Source organism: Xanthomonas sp. NCPPB 1128 (assembly GCF_001043115.1).
In the GTDB taxonomy this organism is placed as follows: Bacteria; Pseudomonadota; Gammaproteobacteria; order Xanthomonadales; family Xanthomonadaceae; genus Xanthomonas_A.
Window position 1 is genome coordinate 1 of record NZ_LFME01000028.1, and the last position, 25,496, is coordinate 25,496.

Consider the following 25,496-nt stretch of genomic DNA (forward strand, 5'->3'; position numbering starts at 1 on the left):
TCAGCGCCTGCGCCGCCTCGGCCCCAGCTTGCGGGTGACGGTGTTGCGGCCCACGCCCAGGCGGGCGGCGGCCTCGGCGCGGCGTCCCTGGGTGAAGCGCAGCGCCACTTCCAGCAGCGCCTTGTCGAAGCGTTCGCGGGCCTCGGCATGCAGGCCCTCGGCGCCATCGGACAGGCGCTGCTGCGCCCAGGCCGACAGCTGCGTGTCCCACTCGCCGCCGTCGCCGCTGCGCTCGCGGCGACCGCCACGCAACAGCGCGGCCTCGACGTCGCCGGCATCGATGATCTCCGCCGGCGCCAGCGCGGCCAGGCGCCAGCACACGTTCTCCAGCTCGCGCACGTTGCCCGGCCACGGATAGGCGCGTAGCGCGTCCAGCGCCGCCGGTGCCAGCCGCTTGGGCGGGGTGTCGAGCTTGCGCGCCGCCATCGCCAGGAAGTTCTCCGCCAGTTGCGGCACGTCGGCGCGGCGCTCGCGCAGCTGCGGCAACTGCAGCCGCACCACGTCCAGGCGGTGCAGCAGATCGGCGCGGAAGCGGCCCTGTTCGACCAGCGCTTCCAGGTCCTGGTGGGTGGCGGCGATCACCCGCACGTCGACCCGGATCAGTTCGCGTCCGCCGACGCGGAAGAATTCGTTCTCGGCCAGCACGCGCAGCAGCCGGGTCTGCAGCGGCAGCGGCATGTCGCCGATCTCGTCGAGGAACAGGGTGCCGCCGTCGGCCTGCTCGAAACGGCCGATGTGGCGGCGCTGCGCGCCGGTGAAGGCGCCGGCCTCGTGGCCGAACAGTTCGCTCTCCAGCAGTTCGGCCGGGATCGCGGCGGTGTTGAGCGCCACGAACGGCTTGCGCGCGCGCGGCGACTCGGTGTGCAGCGCGTGCGCGACCAGTTCCTTGCCGGTGCCGGTCTCGCCGTTGATCAGCACCGACAGCGGCGCCTGTGCCAGCCGGCCGATGGCGCGGAACAGCGCGCGCATCGCCGGGGTGTCGCCGATCAGTTCGGTGCTGCCCTGCCCGGCCGGCGCCGCCGCCGACGCCGCGGCGATGGCGCTGCCGGCGTCGGGCAGCGCGCGCGCCGCCAGTGCCACCGCGTCGTCCAGGTCGAATGGCTTGGACAGGAATTCGTGGGCGCCGCCGCGGAACGCGCCGGCGGTGCTGGCCACGTCGGTGTAGGCGGACATCACGATCACCGGCAGTTGCGGATGCGCGGCCTTGAGCTTGTCGAGCAGCACCAGGCCGTCGTCGCCGGGCATGCGCACGTCGGTGAACAGCAGGTCGGGCATGGGCCGCTGCGCCAGCGCCTGCAGCGCGGCGGCGGCGCTGTCGAAGCCATCGACGCTGTAGCCGGCGTCGCGCAGCGCAGTGGACAGCACGAAGCGCACCGACCGGTCGTCGTCGACCACCCAGATACGTTGCGTTCCTTGCAGGGACTCGGTCATCGCAGTGCTCCTAATCGGTATCCGCTGCGCGCTGCGGCAGCAGCAGGGTGAACACGGTGTGGCCGGGGCGGGAGCGGTAGGTCAGCGAGCCGGCATGTTCGCGCGCCACCTGCTGGGCCAGCGCCAGGCCCAGGCCGCTGCCTTCGGCGCGGCCGCTGACCAGCGGCAGGAACAGGTGCTCGGCCAGTTCCTCGGGCACGCCGCGGCCGTCGTCGACGATCTCCAGGCGCAAGCCGCGCGCGTGCACGTGGTCGCGGATGCGCTGGCCGTGCTCGACGCGGGTGCGCAGGGTGACTTGTGCGGCGCCGGCCTGGATCGCGTTGCGCACCAGGTTCCATACCGCCTGGGTGAGGCGGTCGGCATCGCCGAGGAATTCGGGAATGCTGGGGTCGTAGTCGCGCTGCAGGCGCACCGACCAGCCGCCTTCGTTCTCGGCCAGGCGCAGCACCCGCTCCAGCACCGCGTGGATGTTGAGCATGGCGTGCGGCCGCGCCGGCGCCGGCGACAGCAACTGGTCGAGCAGGCTGTTGAGGCGCTCGATCTCCGCGCCGATCAGCTCGATCAGTTCGCGTTCGTCCTCGTCGCGGTGCTGGGCGCGCCGCGCCAGCAGCTGCGCTGCGCCCTTGAGTCCGGCCAGCGGATTGCGCAGTTCGTGGGCCAGGCCCTTCAGCGCCGCGCTCAGCGCGTTCGGCAAGGCCTGCGCCGGGTCCGGCGTGGGGAATTCGTCGACCGGGTGCGCTTCCAGCAGCCAGCCGCCCTCGTCCAGCCGCGACAGCCAGCCCTCGGCGAAGCGCGGCGGCTCGCCGGGCACGGCCAGGGCCATGCGGTGCAGGCGCAGCACGTCGCGTTCGTCGTTGCGCAGGAAACGGGCCAGTGCATCGCCCTGCACTTCCAGCGAGGCCAGCGGCTGGTCGAGCAGGCGCCGCACGCTGACCCCGAGCCAGCGCGCGAAGGCAGGGTTGGCGCCGCGCAGGCGGCCGTCGCCATCGGCCCAGACCACCGGGGTGCCGAGCGCAGAAAGAGGAGGGGGCGTGGTGTTCATGGCCATTGCACCAATGTAGTGCAAAGCCCGGCAGGCGGCACGGGCGAGCGGCGCATGGCGCGGCCCCCGCCCTTGCGGACGGCCCGGCATGCGGCCGCCTGCGGACCGGTGGACGCTGCCGCCCGGCCTTGGACGCAGCCAGGAATCTTGCGGAAAGCCGGGGGTGTGGCGAGGCGAATGGCCACGCGGAATACCTCGATCTTTTGAGAATGGCCGGCGCTTCCCCCCAGGACGCGCCGGCGAAGGCCGCGGTCGCGTGGGCCGGCAACCAGCGTCGCCCACACGCACTGCGACAAGGCCCGCGACCGCCGTCGCGGGCCGGCGAACCTCAGGACTCGTAGGCCGATTCGCCATGCGAGGTGATGTCCAGGCCCTCGCGCTCGGCGTCTTCCGGCACGCGCAGGCCGATCACCAGCTTGGCGATCAGGAAGCCGACCACCGAGACCACACCGATCCAGCCGACGGTGATCAGCACGCCTTCGGCCTGCACCAGCACCTGGTGGCCCATGGTCACGCCCTCGGCGTAGCCCATGCCGCCCAGCGCCTTGTCGGTGAACACGCCGGTGAGGATCGCACCGACGATGCCGCCGACACCGTGCACGCCGAACACGTCCAGGGTGTCGTCGGCATTGAGCAGCTTCTTCAGCCCGGTCACGCCCCACACGCAGATCACGCCGGCGGCCACGCCGATGGCGATCGCGCCGAACGGCCCCACGGTGCCGGCGGCCGGGGTGATGCCGACCAGGCCGGCGACCATGCCCGAGGCCACGCCCAGCGCCGAGGACTTGCCCTTGATCACCTTCTCTGTCAGCGACCACGCCAGCACTGCCGCAGCGGTGGCCAGCAGGGTATTGAGGAAAGCCAGCGCCGCGGTGGCGTTGGCTTCCAGCGCCGAGCCGGCGTTGAAGCCGAACCAGCCCACCCACAGCAGCGAGGCGCCGACGAAGGTCAGGGTCACGTTGTGCGGCTTCAGCGCGGTGTGGCCGAAGCCCAGGCGCTTGCCGACGAAGTAGGAACCGGCCAGGCCGGCCACGCCGGCGTTGATGTGGACCACCGTGCCGCCGGCGAAATCCAGCGCGCCCTTGCCGAACAGGAAGCCCGGGGCCGACCACACCATGTGCGCCAGCGGCAGGTAGCCGAAGGTGAACCAGATGACCACGAACAGCAGCACCGCGGCGAACTTCACCCGCTCGGCGAAGGCGCCGACGATCAGCGCACCGGTGATGCCGGCGAAGGTCAGCTGGAAGGCGACGAACACGTACTCCGGCAGCTTGAAGCCCTTGGAGAAGGTGTCGGCCAGCGTGGTGGTGTCGACACCGGCAAGCAGCGCCTTGTGCAGCGTGCCGATGAACGGACCGCCGTCGGCGAAGGCCAGGCTGTAGCCGTACACCACCCACAGCACGGCGATCAGCGAGAACACCACACCGACCTGGATCAGCACCGACAGCACGTTCTTGGCGCGGACCATGCCGCCGTAGAACAGCGCCAGGCCCGGCACCACCATCAGCAACACCAGCAGCGTGGAGGTGAGCATCCAGGCGACGTCGCCCTTGTCCACCACCGGTGCGGGCGTGGCCGCGGCCGGCGCGGCGGCCGGCGCGGGCGGCGGCGTCAGTTGTTCGGTGACCACGTCCGGCGTCGGCGCCGGGGTGACTTCGGCCTGGGCAAAGGCGTTGCCGGGCACGCCGACCGCCATCGCACTGACCAGCATCAGCATGCATACCGCGTAGAACCGGGCCTTCCACCCGGCGAACAGACCTGTCTTCATGAAGGGCTCCAAGGTGGGGTTAGAGCGCATCGGCGCCGATTTCGCCGGTACGGATGCGGACGACCTGCTCGATGGCGGTGACGAAGATCTTGCCGTCGCCGATCTTGCCGGTGCCGGCCGCGCCCTGGATCGCCTCGACCACGGCGTCCAGACGCTCGTCGGTCACCACGGTCTCGATCTTGATCTTGGGCAGGAAGTCGACGACGTATTCGGCACCGCGATACAACTCGGTGTGGCCCTTCTGCCGACCGAAGCCCTTGACCTCGGTGACGGTGATGCCGGACACCCCAGCCTGCGACAAGGCCTCGCGGACCTCGTCGAGCTTGAATGGCCGGATGATGGCGGTGATCAGTTTCATGCGCATACCCCGTTGGTGGAAGGAACCGGCCGCCGAAGGCCGACCGGCACTGGGCCCATCGACCGCGCCGCGAACGGCGCGGTTACTGCTGCGCGATGCGTTCCGTGGATCACGCCGTGGCCCACCGCACGCAAGGTGCGGCGGCGACGGCGACGTGGGAGGGAACGTGGCCCACGGCACGCAAGCGCTCTGTTGCGCGGTACATCCCCTGGACAAGCGATGACGCGATGTCCGGCGCGGACCACCTGCGCGGCTCCCCAGCCAGGCAGGTGGCGGCGATGGCGAAGGAGGGAGGGGAAGCCTTCGCCATCGCCGCGCGTGGAACTCAGTTGGCGTAGTACAGCTGGTATTCCAGCGGGTGCGTGGCCGCGCGGAACTTGGTCACTTCCTGCATCTTCAGCGCGATGTAGCCGTCGATGAAGTCGTCGGTGAACACGCCGCCGGCCTTGAGGAACTCGCGGTCGGCGTCCAGCGCTTCCAGCGCCTGGTCGAGGCTGGAGCACACCTGCGGGATCTGCTTCTCCTCTTCCGGCGGCAGGTCGTACAGATCCTTGTCGCTGGGCGCGCCCGGATCGATCTGGTTCTTGATGCCGTCCAGGCCGGCCATCATCAGCGCGGCGAAGGTCAGGTAGCCGGACTGCAGCGGATCCGGGAAGCGGATCTCGATGCGGCGCGCCTTCGGGTTGGACACCCACGGAATGCGGCACGAGGCCGAACGGTTGCGCGCCGAGTAGGCCAGCATCACCGGCGCCTCGAAGCCCGGGACCAGGCGCTTGTAGCTGTTGGTGCCGGAGTTGGTGAAGGCGTTGATCGCCTTGGCGTGCTTGAAGATGCCGCCGATGTACCACAGCGCCATCTGCGACAGGCCGCCGTAGCCGTCGCCGGAGAACAGGTTGGTGCCGCCCTTGGCCAGCGACTGGTGCACGTGCATGCCCGAGCCGTTGTCGCCGACGATCGGCTTGGGCATGAAGGTCGCGGTCTTGCCGTTGCGGTAGGCAACGTTCTTGATGATGTACTTCATCATCATCAGCTCGTCGGCCTTCTTCACCAGCGAGTTGAACTTGGTGCCGATCTCGCACTGGCCGGCGGTGGCCACTTCGTGGTGGTGCACTTCGACTTCGATGCCGACCTGCTCCAGGGTCTTGCACATCTCGGCGCGCAGGTCCTGCAGCGAGTCGGTCGGCGGCACTGGGAAGTAGCCGCCCTTGACCGCCGGACGGTAGCCGCTGTTGCCGCCTTCGATCTTGCTGCCGCTGCTCCAGGCCGCTTCTTCCGAATCGATCTTGAAGAAGGTGTGGCCCATCTCGTTGCCGAAGCGCACGCCGTCGAAGATGAAGAATTCCGGCTCCGGGCCGAAGAACGCCTGGTCGGCGATGCCGCTGGACTTCAGGTAGGCCTCGGCGCGCTTGGCCACGCCGCGCGGGTCGCGGCCGTAGCTCTGCATGGTGGCCGGGTCGAGGATGTCGCAGGTCAGCACCAGGGTCGGATCGGCCATGAACGGATCGACGAAGGCGGTGTCGGCGTCGGGCAGCAGGACCATGTCCGACTCGTTGATGCCCTTCCAGCCGGCGATCGAGCTGCCGTCGAACATCTTGCCTTCCTCGAACAGCGCGGGCTCGATGATGCTGACCGGGAAGGTGACGTGCTGCTGCACGCCGCGCATGTCGACGAAGCGCAGGTCGACGAACTCGATCTTGTTGTCCTTGACCAGCTTCTCAATAGTTTCCGCAGACATTCGATGCAACCTCGGGTTGTGAAGGGCGTGGGCGAGTATCAGCAATCGCCATGCCAAGCATGTGGCACTCACAAGCCCTTGATTCTGCTGAAGCGTGCACGCGAAGGATGCAAACGCACCGCACTTTAGTGGTGCATTCACACCTGAACGCACCAAATTTGTGCGCGAGGCGGATGCTCTATCCTTGCGCAGCGTCCCCTCCCCCAAAGCGACCCTCTCCTCCATGAGCGATCTGTTGTCGGCCCTGCTGCTGGGCATCATCGAAGGCCTCACCGAATTCCTGCCCATTTCCAGCACCGGGCACCTGTTGATCGCCGAGCGCTGGCTCGGCCACCGTTCGGACTTCTTCAACATCGTGATCCAGGCCGGCGCGATCCTGGCCACCACCCTGGTGTTCCGGCAGCGCCTGTGGGACTTGGCCACCGGCCTGGGCGACCGCGCCAATCGCGACTACGCCTTCAAGCTGGGCGCCGCCTTCCTGGTCACTGCAGTGGTCGGCCTGGTGGTGCGCAAGGCCGGCTGGCAGTTGCCGGACAGCGTGGAGCCGGTGGCCTGGGCGCTGGTGATCGGCGGCGTGTGGATGCTGGTGGCCGAGTACTTCGCTGCGCGCCTGCCGGAGCGCGAGACGGTGACCTGGACGGTGGCCATCGCGGTCGGCCTGGCGCAGGTGGTGGCCGGCGTGTTCCCTGGCACCTCGCGGTCGGCGGCGACGATCTTCCTGGCGATGCTGCTGGGCCTGAGCAAGCGCTCGGCCGCGGCCGAGTTCGCCTTCCTGGTCGGCATCCCGACCATGTTCGCGGCCAGCGCTTACTCGTTCCTGGAGCTGTACAAGGACGGCGGCCTGGGCAGCGAGAACTGGGGCGACGTGGCGCTGGCCTTCGTCGCCTCGATGGTCACCGGCTTCGTGGTGGTGAAGTGGTTGCTGGGCTACATCAAGTCGCACCGCTTCACCGCCTTCGCGGTGTACCGCATCGTGCTGGGCACGGCGTTGCTGCTGTGGTTGCCGGCGGCGTGACGGCTTCTCCCTTCTCCCACCGGGAGAAGGTGCCCCGCAGGGGCGGATGAGGGTACGGGCGAAGCCTCGCAGCGATCGATCCATGCAGGCGCTACGCGCCCCGGACCCTCACCCCAACCCCTCTCCCGGGGGGAGAGGGGCTCGGCGTCTCCCTTCTCCCCTCGGGAGAAGGTGCCCCGCAGGGGCGGATGAGGGGACGGGCGAAGCCTCGCAGCAATGGATCCAGGCAGGCGCTTCGCGCACCGGACCCTCACCCCAACCCCTCTCCCGAGGGGAGAGGGGCTCTGGCCCTCCCTTCTCCCACCGGGAGAAGGTGCCCCGCAGGGGCGGATGAGGGGACGGGCGAAGCCTCGCAGCAATGGATCCAGGCAGGCGCTTCGCGCGCCGGACCCTCACCCCAACCCCTCTCCCGGGGGGAGAGGGGCTCTGGCCCTCCCTTCTCCCACCGGGAGAAGGTGCCCCGCAGGGGCGGATGAGGGTACGAGCGAAGCCTCGCAGCGATGGATCCATGCAGGCGCTTCGCGCGGCGCACCCTCACCCCAACCCCTCTCCCGGGGGGAGAGGGGCTCTGGCCCTTCCCTTCTCCCCTCGGGAGAAGGTGCCCCGCAGGGGCGGATGAGGGTGCGGGCGAAGCCTCGCAGCAATGGATCCACGCAGGCGCTTCGCGCGCCGGACCCTCACCCCAACCCCTCTCCCGAGGGGAGAGGGGCTCTGGCCCTTCCCTTCTCCCACCGGGACCATGGCCCCCTTTTCGGGGGAAGGTGCCCCGCAGGGGCGGATGAGGGTACGAGCGAAGCCTCGCAGCAATGGATCCACGCAGGCGCTTCGCGCGCCGGACCCTCACCCCAACCCCTCTCCCGAGGGGAGTGGGGCTTTACGGTTTACTTCGCCGCTGGATTGAGGCTGTAGGTGCCGTGCAGGCTGGCTTCGGCCAGCACATGGCCCTGCATCGCGCGCAGTGCGTCTGCGGCGGTGAAACGTGCCGGCACGTCCAGCTGCGCCACGTCCAGGGCGAACAGGCGGAAGAAGTAGCGGTGCACGCGCAGGTCGTTGGCCGGCGGATAGGGACCGTCGTAGCCGTAGTAGTCTCCGCCCATCGCCGCGTCGCCGGCGAACCAGTCGGTGTAGCTGTTCAATCCCTGCCGCGCGCCCGCCAGGCCGGGCGGTTGCGGCTTGCCCTTGGCCACCACGCCGTCGCTGGCACTGCCTTCGGCGATCTCGCGCAGGTCGGCCGGCAGGTCCACCGCCACCCAATGCACGAATTCGGTCCGCGGCTGGTCTACCGGGATCTGCACGTCGTCGCGGCCGACCATCTCGGCCACGGTCGGCACGTCCGGATCGACGCACAGCAGCACGAAGGATCGGGTGCCGGCCGGCACCGCATCCCAGGCCAGGTGGGGATTGCGGTTGCCGCCGAAGCCGTCGGCCTGGCCCATCGCGTAGGCCGCGGCGATGGGCTGACCCGGCTGGATGCTGTCACTGCGAAGTTGCATGGGGGGCCTCCGTGGGGATCAGGTTTCAGGGTAGCCAAGACGCACAGCCACCGGCGTCAGCAGCGCGAACGCGGCGGCCAGCGGCGCGGCGTAGGCACGCCAGTGGCCGGCGGCCAGGCGCGGCGGGCCGACCGTGGCGATGGTCGGGAACGCCACGCCGAACGCCTGCTCCAGCGCCGCCGCCACGCCGGCCGGATCGTGCTCGGTCCCGTCCAGGCGCACCAGATGGTGCGGATACAGATCCTGTTCGTGCAGGTCGGCAACCTGCGCCAGCACCGCCGCCAGCCACTGCGCGCCGGTCTCCGGCGAGGCCAGGCCCAGCGGCGCCGGGGCACCGTTGGCCAGCCAGTCCAGCAGCATGTCACGCGGATCGCGCAGCACCACGAGCAGCCGCCCTTCCGGCAGGTGCGGGCGCAGCGCGCGCAGCAGCGCGTTGTCCCACCACAGCAGCCAGTCGACGATGTTGCCGTCGCCGACGCCGCGCGCCGGCAGCTGCGCACGCCACTCGGCGACCAGCGCCGCACCGTCCAGCGCACCGCTGTCCAGTTCCTCGACGCTGCGGAAGCGCTGCAGGCCGTCGGTCGGCGGCTGCGGGCCGAAGCGGTCGCCGCGCAGCACCGGGCTGGCCGCGTCGATCACCGCGATCACCCGCTCCACGCCGCTGCCCGGCGGACCCCAGACGAACAGCGGGCGCGCCTGATTCTGCGGGTCGACCGCGCCCAGCGGCGGCCACTGCGCCGCGGCCTGGCCCAGCGGCGGCAGCGGCAGCCGGTGCGGCAACTGTTCCTGCTGGAAGGCCAGCCAGGTCGCCAGCGCCTCCTCCGGGCGCCCGGCGGCATCCTGCACCGCCGCCAGCCACGGCCGCACCACGGTGCGGTCGCGCTCGGGCATGCGCTGCATCAGACCGCGCACGTGGTCGATGGCGGCGTCGTGCTCGCCGCGCTCCAGCAGCGCCTCGACCAGGCGCTCCTCGCCGCTGAGCCGGCCCGGTTCCAGCGCCACGATGCGCTGCGCCACGGCCTCGCCCTGGTCGCGCTCGCCGGCCATGTCGTGCACGCGCAGCTGCGCTTCCAGCGCCGGCACGTGCGCCGGCATCGCCGCCTGCCAGCGCGCGATCAGCGCGCGCGCCTCGGGGCCGCCTACCGGCTCCAGCGCCAGCCGCGCCAGCCACAGGTCGTGGGCCTCGGTGGTGGTGGCCAGCGCCGCTTCCAGGGTGGCGCGGGCGTCGTCGATCGTACCCAGCCGCTGCCAGGCGATCAGCGCCGCATGCAGGGTGCGGCGATCGTCCGGCGCCACCGCCAGGGTACGGCGCAGGTGCTCCAGCGCCTCGGCCGGGCGGTCGGCCTGCAAGGCGTATTCGCCGGCCAGCCGGCGCATGTTGGCGGTGTCGCCGGCCGGATCGGCCAGCACCGTCTCCAGCGCGGTGATGGCGTCGTCCAGGCGGCCCTGGCGGTAGGCCAGCTGCGCGACCAGCGCCATCATCGCCGCGCTGGTGCCCGGGGTGAGCGCGGCGACGCGGCGGAACGCGGTCTCGGCGAAGGCGAAGTGCTGCTTGTCCAGATAGGCAAAGCCCAGCGCGTAGAGCAGGCGCGGATCCTCCGGCAGGGCATTGCTGGCGCGCGAGAGCAGCGCCAGCGCGCGGTCGGCGTCGCCGCGGCGCAGCGCCAGCATGCCGTCCACGCCGAGCAGTTGCGGATGCTCAGGCTGCAGGCGCGCAGCGGTGCGGCTCAGCCGCTCCACTTCGTCCAGGTCGCCACGGCCCAGGGCCAGGTGCGCGCGCATCACGTAGGCGAGGAATTCATTGGGATCCAGCGCCGCGGTCTGCGCCAGCGCGTCCTCGGCCTGGGCCAGGTCGTTGGCGCTGACCAGCATGCCGGCGTGCAGCAGGTGCAGGCTGGCGTCTTCCGGCGCCAGCGCGATCGCGCGGCCGATGCTGTCCAGGGCGGCGGCGGTCTCGCCGTGCTGCTGCTGCGCCAGCGCCAGCCAGCGAAAGGCCTGCGGGTCGTCGGCGGCCTCGGCGGCCCAGGTCTGGGCGAGACGCAGCGCGTCGGCGGTGTCCTGGCGGCGCAGGGCGTCGAGAATGGGCTGGTGCATGTGGGTCCGGCGTTGGGGCAAACCCGCATTGTAGCGGGAGCGCACAGCGGCCCTGCGCTGGCGCCTGGCGGGGCAGCGGACGGGCGTCGGGTCCGTCGTAGTGCGAATGCTGCGCGGCGGCAGGCACCAGGAAACGCGACGCGTATTGCGAATGTCCTGCACGTTGCAAGATGTCCGGCAGCGGCCCTCGCGCCGCGCAAAGGCATGCACTGTGGATGCATGCGAGCGCGGGAGTCGCTTCGCAGCGGCGCATTGGAACGACGACGCCCGCCTGGCAGCCCGAAACGCTTGCTCCCAGACCGACGCAGGCGGCAGACAGGTCGCTCTCCAGGCTGTCCCGTGGCGCGGGCTAGGCTTCCACCAGCCCCTCGGTCAGCCGCTCGGCCACCCAGCGTTCGGCGAAGCCGTCGCCGCGCGCGTTCTCGATGAAGCCGCAATGGCCGCCCCAGTGGGCGATCTCCAGCCGGGCGACCTCGGGCAGGCGCCAGTTGCGGAAGTCGTCCAGCGGGATCACCGGATCGTCCTCGGCCATCAGGATGTCGGCCGGCACGCGCAGGCCGAGCAGGCGCTCGCCGGCGATGCAGTAGCTGTCGAAGTAGGCGTCCAGGCTGGCGAAGCCGGCGTGGCGCTCCGCCAGCCAGGCCATCAGCCCGCGCATGTCCAGCGCCAGGGTGGCGTCGTCGTAGCCGTGGCGGTCGGGGAACAGTTCGCGCTTGCGCATCAGCGACTCGCGCCACTTGCGGCGGAAGTACCAGTCGTAGAACTGCGGGCCGTTCTCGATCCGCTGCATGGTCGTGGCCGGGTCCAGCAGCGGGCACACGGCGGCCACGTGCTGCAGCGGCAGCCCCGCCGCCGGCGCGCGCAGCGCCAGGCGCAGGGCGAAGTTGCCGCCCAGCGAATAGCCGGCCGCGAGCAGGGTCGGCGCCGGGAAGCGCTGCCACAGGTCGCAGGCGGCATTGACCACTTCGTCCAGGCGCTCGGAGTGGAACAGGTCCACGTTGAGGTGGTGGGTGCCGCCGTGGTCGCGGAAGTTGAGCCGGAACACCTGGTAGCCCAGCGCCAGCATCTTCGCTGCGGTCAGGCGCATGTAGCTGGAGTCGGCGCTGCCTTCCCAGCCGTGCAACAGCAGCACGGTGCCGCGCGGCGCGTCGCCGGCCGGCACACTCAGCCAGCCCTGCAGGCGCACGCCGTCGCCGCCGTCGAGGATGTGCGAGGTGGTGGTGGCGCCGCTGGCGGCGAGCAACTGCTCGCCACGGCGCACGCGCAGCAGGCTGGAACCCAGTACCGATTGGACGTGCGGGTTGCGCAGCCAGCGTGGGGGGGAGTAATCGGTTGCGTTCATGGGCAGCGAGCTTGCACCCACCGAATGGAGTAATCGGTCAAGCGGGCGATGGGTGGTGTCCCGGTGTTCAGGGTTGTGCCATCGCCGTGACGATGCGTGCGCGCGAGGTCTCGGCGATGCGCCGGCGTCCTTCCACGTCCTGCAGCCGGATCGGCTCCAGGAAATGCACCTCGGCCACGCGTCCCGGCTCGCCGAGCAGGCGCAGGAAGTTGGCGAAGAAGCTCTCGTGCGGTCCGAACGCGACGATCTGCTGCGCCGCGCCGCCGGCGCCGTAGCGCAAGGCCACCGGCTGCACCGCCACCTCGGCCTCGACCGCGGCCTGGAAGATGCGTGCGTGGAACGGCCCCACGTCCTGGCCGCCGCGGGTGCGCCCTTCCGGGAACACGCCGACCGAGCGCCCGGAGCGCAGCCGCTCCAGCATCGCCTGCAACACCCCGCCCAGCGACTCGGTGCTGCCACGCTGGTGGAAGATGGTCTGCCCGCGCGCGGCCAGCCAGCCGACCAGCGGCCAGCCGGCGATCTCGCGCTTGGCGACGAAGCCCATCATGCGCTGGCTGTGCAGCATCACGATGTCGATCCAGCTGACGTGGTTGGCGACGAACAGCACCGGATTGGGCAGCGGCGCGCCGATGCGGCGCACGCGCAGGCCGAAGATGCGCAGCAGCCAGGTCGACCACCAGCAGACCATGCGGTCGCCGAAGGACTCGGTGCCGGCGCGGCCGGGCGACAGCGCCATGCACACCAGCAGGAACGGCAGCGACAACAGCACGTGCAACGCCAGCAGCGGCACGCGGTAGCCGTAACGGACCCAGCGCAGCGCCCCACCGTATTGGCGCGTGGCGGGTGGGGAGAACTCGCTCATTCGGACAAGGGTACCGGAAGCAGGGGCCTAGCGGAGAATTGTGTCAGCCCGAAGACGCCGCTGCAGACGCGCCAGCCGCGCGTGCGAAGGCAGGGTTCAGCCCGGGCCTGGACTCAGCCGCGGTCGACCACCGCCAGGGTCAGCCGCGACACGCACACCGGCTTGCCCGCCGCGTCCTCGATGTGGATCTCCCACACCTGGGTGGTCCGGCCTACGTGCAACGGCCGCGCAGTGCCGGTGACCACGCCGCTGCGCGCGCTGCGCAGGTGGTTGGCGTTGATCTCCAGGCCCACGCAGATCCGTCCCGGCTCCACGCACAGATTACCGGCGGTGCTGCCCAGGCTCTCGGCCAGCACCACCGACGCGCCGCCGTGCAGCAGCCCGTACGGCTGCCGCGTGCGCGCGTCCACCGGCATCGTCGCCCGCAGCCAATCCGGCCCGGCCTCGGTGAAGACGATGCCCAGCTGCGCGATCAGGGTGTCGCGGCAATCGGCGTTGAGGACGGCGAGATCGGCGGGTTCGCGAAAGGACATTGGGGGGCCGGGATTGGGGATTAGGGATTGGGGATTGGGGATTGGCAAGAGCGGCATCCCCGGCACGGACATTATCGCGCCAGGACGAGGCATCCGGTCGCAGGGAAGCGCTTTTACGAATCCCCACTCCCGAATCCCCAATCCCCGCCCCTCAAAGAATCGGCACCAGCCCAGAACCGAACGCCGTCAACATGCGCACCAGCAGCCACTTGGGGCCGACGTTGACCTCGGGGAAGTCGCCGACCGCGCTGTAGCAGCGGTGGAAGCCGGGGTCGCGCCGGGTCAGCGGTGCCGGGCAGTCGGGGCCCGGCTGGAATTCGTAGTCGGTGGCGTAGCGCCATGGCCAGAAGTCCAGCACCGGCAGCGCCTCGGAGACCTTGCCCATGCTGTAGTTCAGGCCCGACAGCACCGGCGGCTTGACCCGCGGCGCCACCACCCAGGAGTTCTCCGGCTCGATGTCGCGGCCGATGCTGGCTGCCAGCGCCTGCGCGAACGCCGGATCGTCGACGATCACCGCGCCCTCGGTGTTGTAGGTCTCGCTGCGCGGGTCGAAGTTGTGGGTGCCGATCACGCCGACGCGGCGGTCCACCACCAGCGACTTGGCGTGCAGGCCCATGCGCGCGCCCTCGCGGGTCACCGGCAACGGCCGGTTGGCGATGCGCCGGCTCAGGCAGGACGGGCGGGTCTCGGTGCGCAGCACGCGGCGCGCGACCTGGCTGCCGTCGGCGCGGTTGCCGGACGGCCCGCCACTGCCGCTGCCGAGCAGCGAACTGCGGCCGGCGGCGCTGCCGCCCAGCAGCGTGTTGCGGCCGCTGCCGGCATCGCTGCCGCTGCTCTCGCCGCTGGCCGGTGCGGACGGCAGCTCGCCCTGCAGCGGCGCCGGCAGCAGGTTGGCGTAGTCCACCGGCGCGTCCAGCGGGAACGGCTTGTACTCGTAGATGTCGAAACCCAGCTCGCGCAAATTGCGGCGCTTGTACTTGTAGGACAGCGCGTACACCACCGGGTTGTCGGTGGCGGCCAGGCTGTTGGTGGCCACCACCACGCGCGGCGGCGGGGTGCGTTTGCGCAGGTCGCGGAAGATCTCCTGCGCCGGGTCCGACAGCACCAGGTACGGCGTCTGCAGGAGGATCTCCTCGCGCGCCTCGGCGATCAGCCGGTCGAGCTTGGGCGCGGTGGAGATGGCCTTGGGGCCGTGTTCGCGGCGGTGCTTCTGCGGCAGGTCGGCGACGTAGTCCACATGCCGCACCGGCAACGCCGGCAGCACGAAGGCGTTCTCCACGAAGGCCGGATCGGACGCCTCCTCGCTGACCCGCTGCACCCGCTCCGGGCGCAGGAACTGCGCCGGCGGCATCGCCGGCACGCCCTCGCGCAGCAGCAGCTTGCCGACGTCGTTGAGCCGCGCCACCGGCACGCTGCGCCGCGCCGCCCAGTAGGCGTCGAAGTTGGCGGCCATCGAGCGCGCCACCGGGCCGGCGACCAGCACGTCGCGGTCGCGGAAGTTGTACTCGGCGTCCCAGTCGAAATAGTCGTCCTGGTAGTTGCGCCCGCCGACCACGCCGATCGCATCGTCGATCACCAGCAGCTTGTTGTGCATGCGCTGGTTGAAGCGACGGAAGCAGCACAGCACGCTGGCGGCGTAGTGGAAATAGTTGGGCTTGGCCAGGCCGAAGGTGGGGTTGTAGATGCGCAGCGAGAAGTTCTCGTGCGCGCCGGCCAGCGCGCCGAGGATCTGCAGGTCGGAGATCGCCGAGAGCTGGTCGATCAGCACCCGCACCTGCACGCCGCGTCGCGCCGCGGCCAGCAGTTCGTCCATCACCAGCCGCGCGCTGTCGTCCTTGTCGAAGATGTAGGTCTGCAGGTCGATGCTGCGGCTGGCGCTGCGGATCAGGTTGACCCGCGCCACCAACGCCTCCTCGCCGTGGTCGAGGATGGTGGCGTAGTGGCGCGGCGCGCCGGCGCCGGACTGGGCGAAGGCCTTGCCCGCCAGCCCGCGCAGCGGCGAGGCCAACGCGCAATGGTCGCTGCGCGTGCAATCGACCTGGCGGTCGCGCGCGGCCTCGGCGATCGCCACGGCACGGCCGTGCTGCGCCTGCGACAGGCTCGCGCAGCCGCTGCCGAGCAGCAGCGCCACCACCACCAGCACCCGCATCAGCCGCGATGTCACCGAGTGGCCGCCCCGGTCAGGCGTGCGCGCAGCACGAAGGTGACCCGGTCGCTCAAGGCCAGATCCCACTTGTCCATTCCGTAACGTCCACGCAATACCGTACCGCGGCTGATGACATCGCAATCATAGCCTGGGCGGGTGCATGCGGCCGGCATGACGGTCAGCGTCTCGGCGTGGCTGACCCCGCGGATGCTCAAGGTGCCGGGGATCGGCCCGCCCTTGCCCAGCACCTGCGGCAAGAACGGCTGCGAGTCGAACGACACGGTGGGGTAGCGCGGCGCGTCGAAGAAATCCTCGCCGCGCATCCAGCCGGTATAGCGCGGCTTGCCGGGGATCTCCACGTAGGCGGTGAACAGGCGCAGGTGCACCTGGTGGCGGCCGTCGGGCAGCACGTGCACGGTGCCCTCGTAGCGCGGGAAGAAACCTTCGATGCGCTGCCCGAAGCGGGTACGGATCTCGAACCCGAAGCGCGACTGCGCCGGGTCCAGGGCGTACTCGCCGGGCGCCAGCAAGGCCGGTGCCACCACCTGCGCATGGCCGACGGCGCACCACAGACACAACGGCAGCAGCGCGGCGCACAGCGCCGGCCGCAGGGACCTGCGCAGCGGTCTCAGGGCCACCAGAACGCGGTCAACCGCGCCACGCCCGGCTCGATCGCCGCGTCGTGCGGCACCCCGAGCACCGCGACGCTGGCGGTGGGCATGCCGCGATAGTCGCCGGACTGGCCGCTGTGCATCAGCGCCGCCAGGCGCTCCAGGCCCGGATTGTGGCCGACCAGCAACAGCCGCTCGACGTCGCGGTGGCCGTCCAGCAGGTCGGCCAGGGTGCCCGAGGTGGCCTCGTAGATGCGCGGCTCCAGGCGCTGCTCGACGTAGCCGGTCAGCTCCAGCACCGCCTCCAGGGTCTCGCGCGCGCGCCGCGCCGGCGAACACAGCACCCGGTCCGGCACCAGCCGCTGTTCCAGCAGCCAGCGCCCGGCCGCCTCGGCCTCGGCCAGGCCGTGCGGCGACAGCGGCCGGTCGAAATCGGCCTGGCCGGTGTCGGCCGGTTCGGCGTGGGCATGGCGCAGCAGGATCACTTCTCGCAAAACGATGGTCATCGGTCAGGCCTTCTTGAGCCACTTGAGCAACGGTTCCCAGTCCTGCTGGTGGTCGCGGACCTGGACGGAGTGGTAATCGAACAGACTGCGGCCCAGCCCCACCAGCACCACGTAGGCCTGGCTGTCGCGCAGTTGCGCCACGACCGGGTAGGGCCATTCGGCGAGCATCTGCAACGCCTGCTGGGTGGCATTGGTCCAGGGCTTGCTGCGGTTGAGCACCAGCCCGACCGGCAGCTTGCGCTGGTGCACCCGCGGCACCTTGGCCAGGGTGTTGAGGAAGCCGACGGTGGCCTCGATGTCCAGCGCCGACGGCATCACCGGCACCACCACCGCGTCGGCCTCGTCGAGGAAATGGGTCAGATCCTCGGCCATGGCGCCGGCGGCGGCGTCGACGATCACCCGCTGCGCGTCGTCGGGCAGCGCCGCGCGCCAGCTGCGCTTGCGGCTGGCGTCGATCGGCAGCACCGCGCTGTCCAGGCCGGCGCGGCGTTCGGCCCAGCGGGTCGAGGAGCCCTGCGGATCGGCATCGGCCAGCACCGTGCGCTTGCCGGCCAGCGCGTAGGACGCCGCCAGGTGCGTGGCGACCGTGGTCTTGCCCACGCCGCCCTTGGAGCCGGCCACCAGGATCGTCTTCATGCACGCCTCGCTTCCGGGGGAAGAAGCCGGAGCGTACACCGGCCCTACGTCAGCCGGTAGTCAACATGCAGCATGCCAGCCGGCAGCACGCCGACCGGCGCCGGGCTTGCTATCGTGGCGGCCCCCTTCGCCTTCCGATGCCATGAGCGAGCTGCAGGACCTGGTCGCGCTGATCCGCGCCAACACGCCCCTGATCGTGATCGAGACGCAGGAGGAGGCGCGCATCGTCGATCTGTTCCGGCAGGCGCTGATCCAGGTCTGGCGCGCCCTGCACCGCTGGTCGATTACCGAGGGCCTGCGCCGCATCGACCTGGACCGCGAGGATCCGCCGAGCGGGCCGCCGGACGCCAGCGCGGTGCTGCAGGCGATCAAGCAGGCCGATCAGCGCGGCATCTACCTGCTGCTCGACGTCACCCCATACCTGGGCTACGCCAGCCACCAGCGCCTGTTGCGCGACATCGTCGAACGCCGACACTGCCAGCCGCACGTGCTGGTGCTGATCGGCACGCGGATCGAACTGCCGGCCGAACTCGAGGCGCTGGCGACCCGCTTCAATCCGCGCCTGCCCGACGCCAACGCGCTGCTGAAGATGGTGCAGGAGGAGGCGCAGGGCTACGCGCGCGAATTCGGCGGCCGCCGGGTCGAGGTCGACGGCGACGCGGTCAAGCAGATCCTGCGCAACCTGCGCGGGCTCAGCCTGATCGACGCGCGGCGCATCGCCCGGCAACTGATCTACGCCGACGGCGCGCTCACCGCATCCGACCTGCCGCAACTGGCCAAGCTCAAGTTCGAACTGCTCAACCGCAGCGGCCACCTGCAGTACGACAACGACGCCACGCGCTTCGAGGACGTGGCCGGCGCGCGCCGGCTCAAGCAGTGGATCGCGCAGCGCCGCGCGGTGTTCGCCGGCACCGCGCCGCCGGGGCTGGACCCGCCCAAGGGCGTGCTACTGCTCGGCGTGCAGGGTTGCGGCAAGTCGATGCTGGCCAAGGCTACCGCGGCCGGATTCGGCGTGCCGCTGCTGCGCCTGGACATGGGCGCGCTGTACGCCAAGTACCACGGCGAGACCGAGAAGAACCTGCGCGACGCGCTGGCCGCGGTCGAGCAACTGGCACCGTGCGTGCTGTGGATGGACGAGATCGAAAAGGGCCTGGCCAGCGGCGGCGAGGACGGCGGCGTGTCGCGGCGCGTGCTCGGCACGCTGCTGACCTGGATGGCCGAACGCGGCAGCGCCGACGGCGGCGCCGGGGTGTTCATCGTCGCCACCGCCAACCAGGTGCACGAGCTGCCGGCGGAACTGCTGCGCAAGGGCCGCTTCGACGAGATCTTCTTCGTCGACCTGCCCGATGCGCAGAGCCGGGTGGAACTGTTGCGCCTGCACCTGACCCGGCGGCAGCTGCACGCGGACGCATTCGCGTTGCCGCCGCTGGCCGCTGCGGCCGATGGCTTCTCCGGTGCCGAGATCGAGCAGGCGATCGTCTCCGGGCTGTACGCCGCGCACGCCGAACAGCGACCGCTGGACACCGACCTGCTGATGCAGGAGATCCGCAATACCCGGCCGCTGTCGGTGCTGATGGCCGAACAGGTGCAGGCGCTGCGCAGCTGGGCCAGCGGGCGCACGGTGCCGGCGGATTAGTTGCGGGCGGTGCAGGTGCGGCGTCGGCTACTGCCGCTGCGTGGGAGCGGCTTCAGCCGCGATCAGATGCCATCGATTGAGTCCTGCCGCGGCAGCAACTGTGCTCCCGCTGTACGCGGCTGCGCCCGACCCTCACCCCAACCCCTCTCCCGGGGGGAGAGGGGCTTTAGCTTCTCCCTTCTCCCCTCGGGAGAAGGTGCCCCGAAGGGGCGGATGAGGGTGCGACGCGCTCGCCATGCCACACCCCGCCGATCCAGGAGCCCCCTCCTGTGCAGGCTCAACGCAACGCCCCCAGCACCCACGCCCACGCCGGCAAGGTGACCAGCGACAACAGGATCCCGTAGCCGACCAACGCCGCGGCCAGGCGCGGCGCCAGGCGATGCGAGATCGCCAGCAGCGCGGCGGTGATCATGGTCGGCATCGCCGATTCCAGCACATTGGCCTGCAGCGCCTGCCCACGCAGGCCCAGCGTCCACGACAGCGGCCAGGCCAGGGCCGGCAGCACCAGCAACTTCAACAGCAGACCGGCGGCCAGCGGCGCCAGTTCCTCGCGCGGCAAGCGCAACTGGATCGAGAACCCCACCGCCAGCATCACCAGCGGCAGCATCGCGTCGGCCAGGTGCTGCAGGCCGGAGGCGATCCACGCCGGCGGCTGCGCCGGCATCAGCGTCAGCGCGAACAGCAGCGCCCACAGCGGCGGGAAGCGCGCCATGCGCAGCAGCGTCTGCCGCGGCGATGGCGGCGCCTCGCCGCTGTAGCGCGCCAGCACGTACAGGCCGAAGCTGGACAGCAGCACGAAGGTGCCGAACTGGTCGTAGACCACCGCATACGGCAAGGCCGCCTCGCCGAGCAGCGCGCGCACCATCGGGTAACCGATGAAACTGGAATTGCCCAGTGCCACGCACAGCAGCAGCACCGCCTGCTGGTCGCGGCGCAGCCGCAGCGGCCGGCGCAAGGCCAGCATCGCCAGCGCGCTCACGCCGGTCAGCAGCCACGGCGTCAGCATCAATCCGAGCAGTTCCAGATTGAACTGCAGGCGCGGTACGTAGATCAGCACCGAGGCCGGCAGGCACAGGTACAGCACCACCCCGTTGAGCACCTCGGTGGTGTTGGCCGGCAGCACGCGCAGACGGGCGAACAGCTTGCCGAGCGCCAGCATGACCAACATCAGGGCGAACGCATCGAAAGCCATCGGCACAGCACGGAATCAGCGAATACGCGGCATCATCGCATGGCCTGCGCGCGTGGGCCGTCGTGGCGTCGCAGGGGGCGTCCCTGTCTTCGTCGCTGTGGCGATGCCGATGGCGCGGATGGCGCTGGCAAAGATGGCACGGCTTGCTGCTGCAGTGCCTGGCGCGCGGCTTGCTGCGAAAAGCCCGGCGGCTGGCCGCGCCAAACGCGGCACCGACCGGCGGCGACTGGCGTCGACATCCGCGGGAGCGACATCGGCCGCGACCGACGCCGCACCTGTCTTGCACCCAGCCGCAGGCGGGCTTTCCGTGCAGGCGCGACAACGTCGATCTGTGCGATCGACCACGACCAGCACCACGGATTGCGCCGGCCGCGTCGTGCTCCCTGGACGCGCGCGCCTCAGGGCCAGGCCGGCGGCGCTGCCTTCCAGGCGGCCTGCACTTCGGCCAGGGTGGCGCGCTCGTCGTCGCGCCAGGTGGGCAGCAATGCGGCGAAATCGGCCGTGGCGCCCCACTTGTCCGGCCAGGTGCGCGCCGCCGCGGCGTACCACTTCACCGCCTCGTCCTTGCGCTGCAGCCGCCACAACGCCAGCGCCAGGGTCGGCGGGACCCAATCCGGCGCTGCCGGGCGGCCGTTGACCAGTGCGCTCCACTCGCTCAATGCGCGTGCCGGGTCGCCGGCGCGCAGCAGGTCCCAACCGTAGTTCCACTGCACCTGGCGCCGCTGCATGCCGGCGGGCAGTCCATGCAGCGCCGCCTGGTACAGCTGTTCGCCCAGTTCCCGGCGGCCGCCGGCCATGGCGATGCCGGCCAGTTGCGCGCGCGCCTCGTTGGCGTCGGGATTGCGCTGCACGGTACTGGCCAGGCGATCCAGCAGGGCCTCGCCGCTGCCGGCGATGGCGGTCACCGGACGCGTGGTGCTGCGGTCCTCGTCGAAATAGAACTCTTTCGGTGCCGGCAATGCCTGCGCCCGCACGGTGGCCGCGGTGGCCAGACCGATGCAGGCCAGCATCGCGGCCACTGCGTATGTGTATGCCTTCACTGCTGCAATCCCCTGGAGTGATCCCCTCACCCGGGTCCCATCCTACCCCGCCCGCGCCGGCACGGACGAGAACGGGCGCAAAAATCGCCGCTGATACAATCGGGGCGATCGCGCGCGGCAGGCGCTGCGCGCCCGCCAGCCTTCCATTTCCGGGCAAGCCATGAACCGCATCGTCGATCCGCGTCCGTCGTCCTCCCTTGCCGCAGCGACCACCGACGGTGTGGATGCCGGCTACACCCTGGAAGACAAGTACACCCGCACCGATGGCCGCATCTATCTGTCCGGGGTGCAGGCGCTGGTGCGGCTGCCGCTGATGCAGCAGTTGCGCGACCGCGCCGCAGGACTGAACACCGGCGGCTTCGTCAGCGGCTACCGCGGCAGCCCGCTGGGCGGCTTCGACCTGGAACTGTGGCGCGCGCGCAAGCATCTGGACGCGGCCAAGGTGGTGTTCAAGCCCGGACTCAACGAGGACCTGGGCGCGACCATGGTCTGGGGCACGCAGCAGACCAATCTGTTCCCCGGCGCGCGCGTGGATGGCGTGTACGCCATGTGGTACGGCAAGGGCCCGGGCGTGGACCGCTGCGGCGACGTGTTCAAGCACGGCAACGCCGCCGGCACCTCGCGCCACGGCGGCGTGCTGGCGCTGGCCGCCGACGACCACGCCTGCCGCAGCTCGACCTTGCCGCACGGCTCGGAGGACGAGTTCGTCAGCGCGATGATGCCGGTGCTCAACCCGGCCGGGGTGCAGGACATCCTCGACATGGGCCTGCTCGGCTGGGCGATGAGCCGCTACACCGGGCGCTGGATCGGCTTCAAGACCATCGCCGAGACGGTGGAATCCTCGGCCTCGGTGCAGGTGGATCCGTTCGCGCGGCAAATCGTATTGCCCGAGGATTTCGACCTGCCGCCGGGCGGCCTCAACATCCGCTGGCCGGATCCGCCGCTGGACCAGGAAATGCGCCTGCATCGCTACGCGGTGCGCGCCGCGCAGGCTTTCGCCCGCGCCAACGGCATCGATCGCACGGTGATGGACGCGCCGCAGGCGCGGCTGGGCATCGTCACCACCGGCAAGAGCTACCTGGACGTGCTGCAGGCGCTGGAATACCTGGGCCTGGATGCGGAGGCCTGCGCGCGCATCGGCATCCGCGTGTACAAGGTCGGCATGACCTGGCCGCTGGAGCCGCTGGGCATCGCCGCGTTCGCGCGCGGGCTGCAGGACATCGTGGTGGTGGAGGAGAAGAAGGCCTTCATCGAGCGGCAGATGAAGGAGCAGTTCTACAACTGGCCGGCCAGCGCCGGCCCACGCCCGAGCATCGTCGGCAAGTACGACGAGGCCGGCGAATGGATCCTGCCGTCCACCGGCGAGCTGACCCCGGCCACCATCGCCGGGGTGATCGGCCAGCGCATCCTGCGCCTGACGCAGTCCGAGGCGCTCGACACCGAATCGATCGAACAGCGGCTGCGCTGGATGGAGGCCAAGGAAGCGGAGATGGCGCTGCCGCGCGCCAACTTCCCGCGCGTGCCGCACTACTGCTCCGGCTGCCCGCACAACACCTCCACGGTGGTGCCGGAGGGCTCGCGCGCGCTCGGCGGCATCGGCTGCCACTACATGGTGACGTGGATGGACCGCGCCACCGACACCTTCACCCACATGGGCGGCGAAGGCGTCACCTGGGCCGGGCAGGCACCGTTCACCGACACCCCGCACGTGTTCCAGAACCTGGGCGACGGCACCTATTTCCACAGCGGCTCGCTGGCGATCCGCCAGTCGATCGCGGCCGGCGTCAACATCACCTACAAGATCCTCTACAACGACGCGGTGGCGATGACCGGCGGACAGCCGGTGGACGGCACCCTCAGCGTGCCCGACATCGCCCGGCAGATGCGTGCCGAAGGCGTGCACACCATCGCCCTGGTCAGCGACGACATCGGCAAGTGGACGCGGCGCCGCGAGCTGTTCCCCAGCGACGTGGAGTTCCACGACCGCGGCGAACTGGACGCGGTGCAGCGGCGCCTGCGCGAGGTCAAGGGCACCAGCGTGCTGATCTACGACCAGACCTGCGCCACCGAGAAGCGGCGCCGGCGCAAGCGCGGCAAGCTGCCCGATCCGCCCAAGCGCGTGCTGGTCAACTCGCTGGTCTGCGAAGGCTGCGGCGACTGCGGCGAGAAGAGCTTCTGTGTGTCGGTGCTGCCGAAGGAGACCGAGTACGGACGCAAGCGCCAGATCGACCAGTCCAGCTGCAACAAGGACTACTCCTGCGTGTCCGGGTTCTGCCCCAGCTTCGTCACCGTGCACGGCGGACAGCCGCGCAAGGGCCGCAAGGCCGACGCCGCGGCGCTGCTCGAGCAGCTGCCGGCACCGACCTTCCGCAGCGACCTGAGCCAGCCCTGGAACATCCTCATCACCGGCGTCGGCGGCACCGGCGTGGTCACCATCGGCGCGCTGCTGGGCATGGCCGGACACCTGGAGGGCAAGGGCGCCAGCGTGCTCGACCAGACCGGCCTGGCGCAGAAGGGCGGCGCGGTCACCACGCACATCCGCATTGCGCGGCAGCCCGAAGACCTGCACGCGGTGCGCATCGCCGCCGGCGAGGCCGACCTGGTGCTGGGTTGCGACATGGTGGTGGTCAACGACTACTGGGCGCTGTCGAAGGTGCGTGGCGATCGCTCGCAGGTGGTCCTGAACAGCTACGAGGCGATGCCCGGCACCTTCACCACGCACCCGGACATGCAGTTCCCGGCCGCCGAGATCATTGCCGGCGTGCGCCTGGCGCTGGGTGGCCGCGATCCACTGTTGCTCGACGCCACCCAGCTGGCCACGGCCCTGCTCGGCGACGCCATCGCCAGCAACCTGTTCATGCTCGGCTACGCCTGGCAGCAGGGCCTGGTGCCGCTGTCGCATGCGGCGCTGATGCGTGCGATCGAGCTCAATGGCGCAGCGGTGGCGATGAACCAGCAGGCCTTCGCCTGGGGACGCCTGGCGGCGCTGGACCTGCCGGCGGTGCGGCGCGCGGCCGGTCTCACCGATCCGGCCGCGGACGAGCGCGAACGCCAGGCCCTGGGCCTGCAGCAACTGCCGCCGGGCGAGTGGGAAGGCCACGAGGCCGGCGCCAGCGCCGCGCCGCGCAATCCGTCCAATCCGCGTCCGGCGCGCGAGCTGCCCGCCGCCGCCGAGAGCGGCGATGCCGGGCACGCGCCGCTGGACGACAGCCGCCTGTCGCGCTCGCTGCACGAGCTGATCGCGCGCCGCCATGCCTTCCTGGTCGATTACCAGGATGCCGCTTACGCCGCGCGCTACACCGCACTGGTGGAACGCGTGCGCGCCGCCGAGCAACGCGTCGCCCCCGCCTCGACCGCGCTGACCGAAGCGGTGGCGCGCTATGCGTTCAAGCTGATGGCCTACAAGGACGAGTACGAGGTGGCGCGGCTGTACACCAGCGGTGCGTTCGCCCAGCAGTTGCAGGCGCAGTTCGAAGGCGACTACCGCCTGCGCTTCCACCTGGCACCGCCGCTGCTGGCGAAGAAGGACGCGCAGGGCCGGCTGCTTAAGCGCGAATACGGCCCGTGGATGTTCACCGCGTTCAAGTGGCTGGCCAAGCTGCGACGCCTGCGTGGCAGTACCTTCGACGTGTTCGGCTACAGCGCCGAGCGCCGCGGCGAACGGCAGTTGATCGCCGACTACGTCGCCACCGTGGACGAACTGCTGCAGCGGCTGCAGGCGGACAACCTGGCCCTGGCGGTGCAGATCGCCAGCATCCCGGAACACATCCGCGGCTACGGCCACGTCAAGGAAACGCACCTGCACGAGGCCAAGCAACGCGAAGCGCGGCTGCTGGCGACCTGGCGCAATCCGAAGGCGCTGCATATCGTGCAGGCGGCCTGAGCGGGAGGCGTAGCGCCGCCACCGCGAGGCGGCGGCGCAGTGGCGGCATTGAGGGCGTCCGACGGAACGCGGTGCGACCGGCGCCGCGTTTGCGGCCCTCCTGCGTTCCGAGCGTCCGTGCAGCCGCTGTAGGAGCGGCTTCAGCCGCGACCTGATTCCAACGGCAGCATCGC

19 protein-coding genes are annotated in these 25,496 nt (G+C 70.7%); 3 read left to right on the top strand and 16 right to left on the bottom strand.

The annotated features are described in order from the left end of the window. The 5 genes from ntrC to glnA all read right to left on the bottom strand — a co-directional run bounded on the left by ntrC (nt 1) and on the right by glnA (nt 6,334). Complete coding sequence (ntrC, locus tag ACP93_RS15875) at nt 1-1,431, bottom strand: nitrogen regulation protein NR(I) (RefSeq protein ID WP_048491643.1); 1,431 nt, start codon at nt 1,429-1,431, stop codon at nt 1-3. 10 nt (nt 1,432-1,441) lie between these two features. Next, nucleotides 1,442-2,479 (bottom strand): two-component system sensor histidine kinase NtrB, encoded by a 1,038-nt coding sequence (locus ACP93_RS15880; protein WP_048491644.1) that lies wholly within the window; start codon nt 2,477-2,479, stop codon nt 1,442-1,444. 322 nt (nt 2,480-2,801) lie between these two features. Then, a complete protein-coding gene (amt, locus tag ACP93_RS15885; RefSeq protein WP_048491645.1) occupies nt 2,802-4,241 on the bottom strand; it encodes an ammonium transporter in 1,440 nt (479 codons plus the stop codon). 19 nt (nt 4,242-4,260) lie between these two features. Beyond that, nucleotides 4,261-4,599 carry a P-II family nitrogen regulator gene (locus tag ACP93_RS15890; RefSeq protein WP_010341076.1) on the bottom strand — a complete coding sequence of 113 codons (339 nt, stop codon included), beginning with the start codon at nt 4,597-4,599 and terminating at the stop codon, nt 4,261-4,263. A gap of 325 nt (nt 4,600-4,924) precedes the next feature. Continuing rightward, on the bottom strand, nt 4,925-6,334 hold the full coding sequence (glnA, locus tag ACP93_RS15900; RefSeq protein WP_017908900.1) for a type I glutamate--ammonia ligase: 1,410 nt from the start codon (nt 6,332-6,334) through the stop codon (nt 4,925-4,927). A gap of 223 nt (nt 6,335-6,557) precedes the next feature. On the opposite strand from glnA, the gene ACP93_RS15905 reads away from it, so the two are divergent. After that, complete coding sequence (locus ACP93_RS15905; protein WP_048491647.1) at nt 6,558-7,349, top strand: undecaprenyl-diphosphate phosphatase; 792 nt, start codon at nt 6,558-6,560, stop codon at nt 7,347-7,349. Between the two features lie 881 nt (nt 7,350-8,230). On the opposite strand, the gene ACP93_RS15910 is transcribed toward ACP93_RS15905, so the two are convergent. From ACP93_RS15910 to ACP93_RS15950, 9 genes are all read right to left on the bottom strand, one after another. Then, nucleotides 8,231-8,842: a YbhB/YbcL family Raf kinase inhibitor-like protein gene (locus ACP93_RS15910; RefSeq protein ID WP_048491648.1), complete on the bottom strand. Its 612-nt coding sequence runs from the start codon at nt 8,840-8,842 to the stop codon at nt 8,231-8,233. A gap of 18 nt (nt 8,843-8,860) precedes the next feature. After that, entirely contained in the window at nt 8,861-10,936 is a 2,076-nt protein-coding gene (locus ACP93_RS15915; protein WP_048491649.1) for a tetratricopeptide repeat protein, read from the bottom strand. 349 nt (nt 10,937-11,285) lie between these two features. Then, nucleotides 11,286-12,278 carry a YheT family hydrolase gene (locus ACP93_RS15920; protein WP_048491650.1) on the bottom strand — a complete coding sequence of 331 codons (993 nt, stop codon included), beginning with the start codon at nt 12,276-12,278 and terminating at the stop codon, nt 11,286-11,288. A gap of 67 nt (nt 12,279-12,345) precedes the next feature. Then, nucleotides 12,346-13,140 carry a lysophospholipid acyltransferase family protein gene (locus tag ACP93_RS15925; protein WP_048491651.1) on the bottom strand — a complete coding sequence of 265 codons (795 nt, stop codon included), beginning with the start codon at nt 13,138-13,140 and terminating at the stop codon, nt 12,346-12,348. 113 nt (nt 13,141-13,253) lie between these two features. Further along, complete coding sequence (locus tag ACP93_RS15930; RefSeq protein WP_048491652.1) at nt 13,254-13,673, bottom strand: hotdog fold thioesterase; 420 nt, start codon at nt 13,671-13,673, stop codon at nt 13,254-13,256. Nucleotides 13,674-13,824: 151 nt separating this feature from the next. Further along, nucleotides 13,825-15,822 carry a phospholipase D family protein gene (locus ACP93_RS15935; RefSeq protein ID WP_048491687.1) on the bottom strand — a complete coding sequence of 666 codons (1,998 nt, stop codon included), beginning with the start codon at nt 15,820-15,822 and terminating at the stop codon, nt 13,825-13,827. Between the two features lie 11 nt (nt 15,823-15,833). Then, nucleotides 15,834-16,364, bottom strand: coding sequence for a YceI family protein (locus ACP93_RS15940; RefSeq protein WP_228136071.1), 531 nt, complete (start codon nt 16,362-16,364; stop codon nt 15,834-15,836). An 83-nt stretch (nt 16,365-16,447) separates the two neighbouring features. Next, nucleotides 16,448-16,924, bottom strand: a complete 477-nt coding sequence (locus ACP93_RS15945) for a SixA phosphatase family protein (RefSeq protein WP_010340932.1) — start codon at nt 16,922-16,924, stop codon at nt 16,448-16,450. Nucleotides 16,925-16,939: 15 nt separating this feature from the next. Next, nucleotides 16,940-17,572: a ParA family protein gene (locus ACP93_RS15950; protein WP_017913046.1), complete on the bottom strand. Its 633-nt coding sequence runs from the start codon at nt 17,570-17,572 to the stop codon at nt 16,940-16,942. A gap of 142 nt (nt 17,573-17,714) precedes the next feature. On the opposite strand from ACP93_RS15950, the gene ACP93_RS15955 reads away from it, so the two are divergent. Continuing rightward, nucleotides 17,715-19,208 carry an AAA family ATPase gene (locus ACP93_RS15955; RefSeq protein WP_048491654.1) on the top strand — a complete coding sequence of 498 codons (1,494 nt, stop codon included), beginning with the start codon at nt 17,715-17,717 and terminating at the stop codon, nt 19,206-19,208. Between the two features lie 277 nt (nt 19,209-19,485). Here the strand turns inward: ACP93_RS15955 and ACP93_RS15960 are convergent, their stop codons facing one another. Together ACP93_RS15960 and ACP93_RS15965 are read right to left on the bottom strand one after the other, a co-directional pair. Next, nucleotides 19,486-20,400 (bottom strand): AEC family transporter, encoded by a 915-nt coding sequence (locus ACP93_RS15960; protein WP_048491655.1) that lies wholly within the window; start codon nt 20,398-20,400, stop codon nt 19,486-19,488. A 398-nt stretch (nt 20,401-20,798) separates the two neighbouring features. After that, a complete protein-coding gene (locus tag ACP93_RS15965) occupies nt 20,799-21,410 on the bottom strand; it encodes a tetratricopeptide repeat protein (RefSeq protein WP_048491656.1) in 612 nt (203 codons plus the stop codon). 190 nt (nt 21,411-21,600) lie between these two features. Here ACP93_RS15965 and ACP93_RS15970 point away from each other — a divergent pair, with 190 nt between their 5' ends. Beyond that, nucleotides 21,601-25,323: an indolepyruvate ferredoxin oxidoreductase family protein gene (locus ACP93_RS15970; RefSeq protein ID WP_048491657.1), complete on the top strand. Its 3,723-nt coding sequence runs from the start codon at nt 21,601-21,603 to the stop codon at nt 25,321-25,323. Nucleotides 25,324-25,496 lie beyond the last annotated feature (173 nt).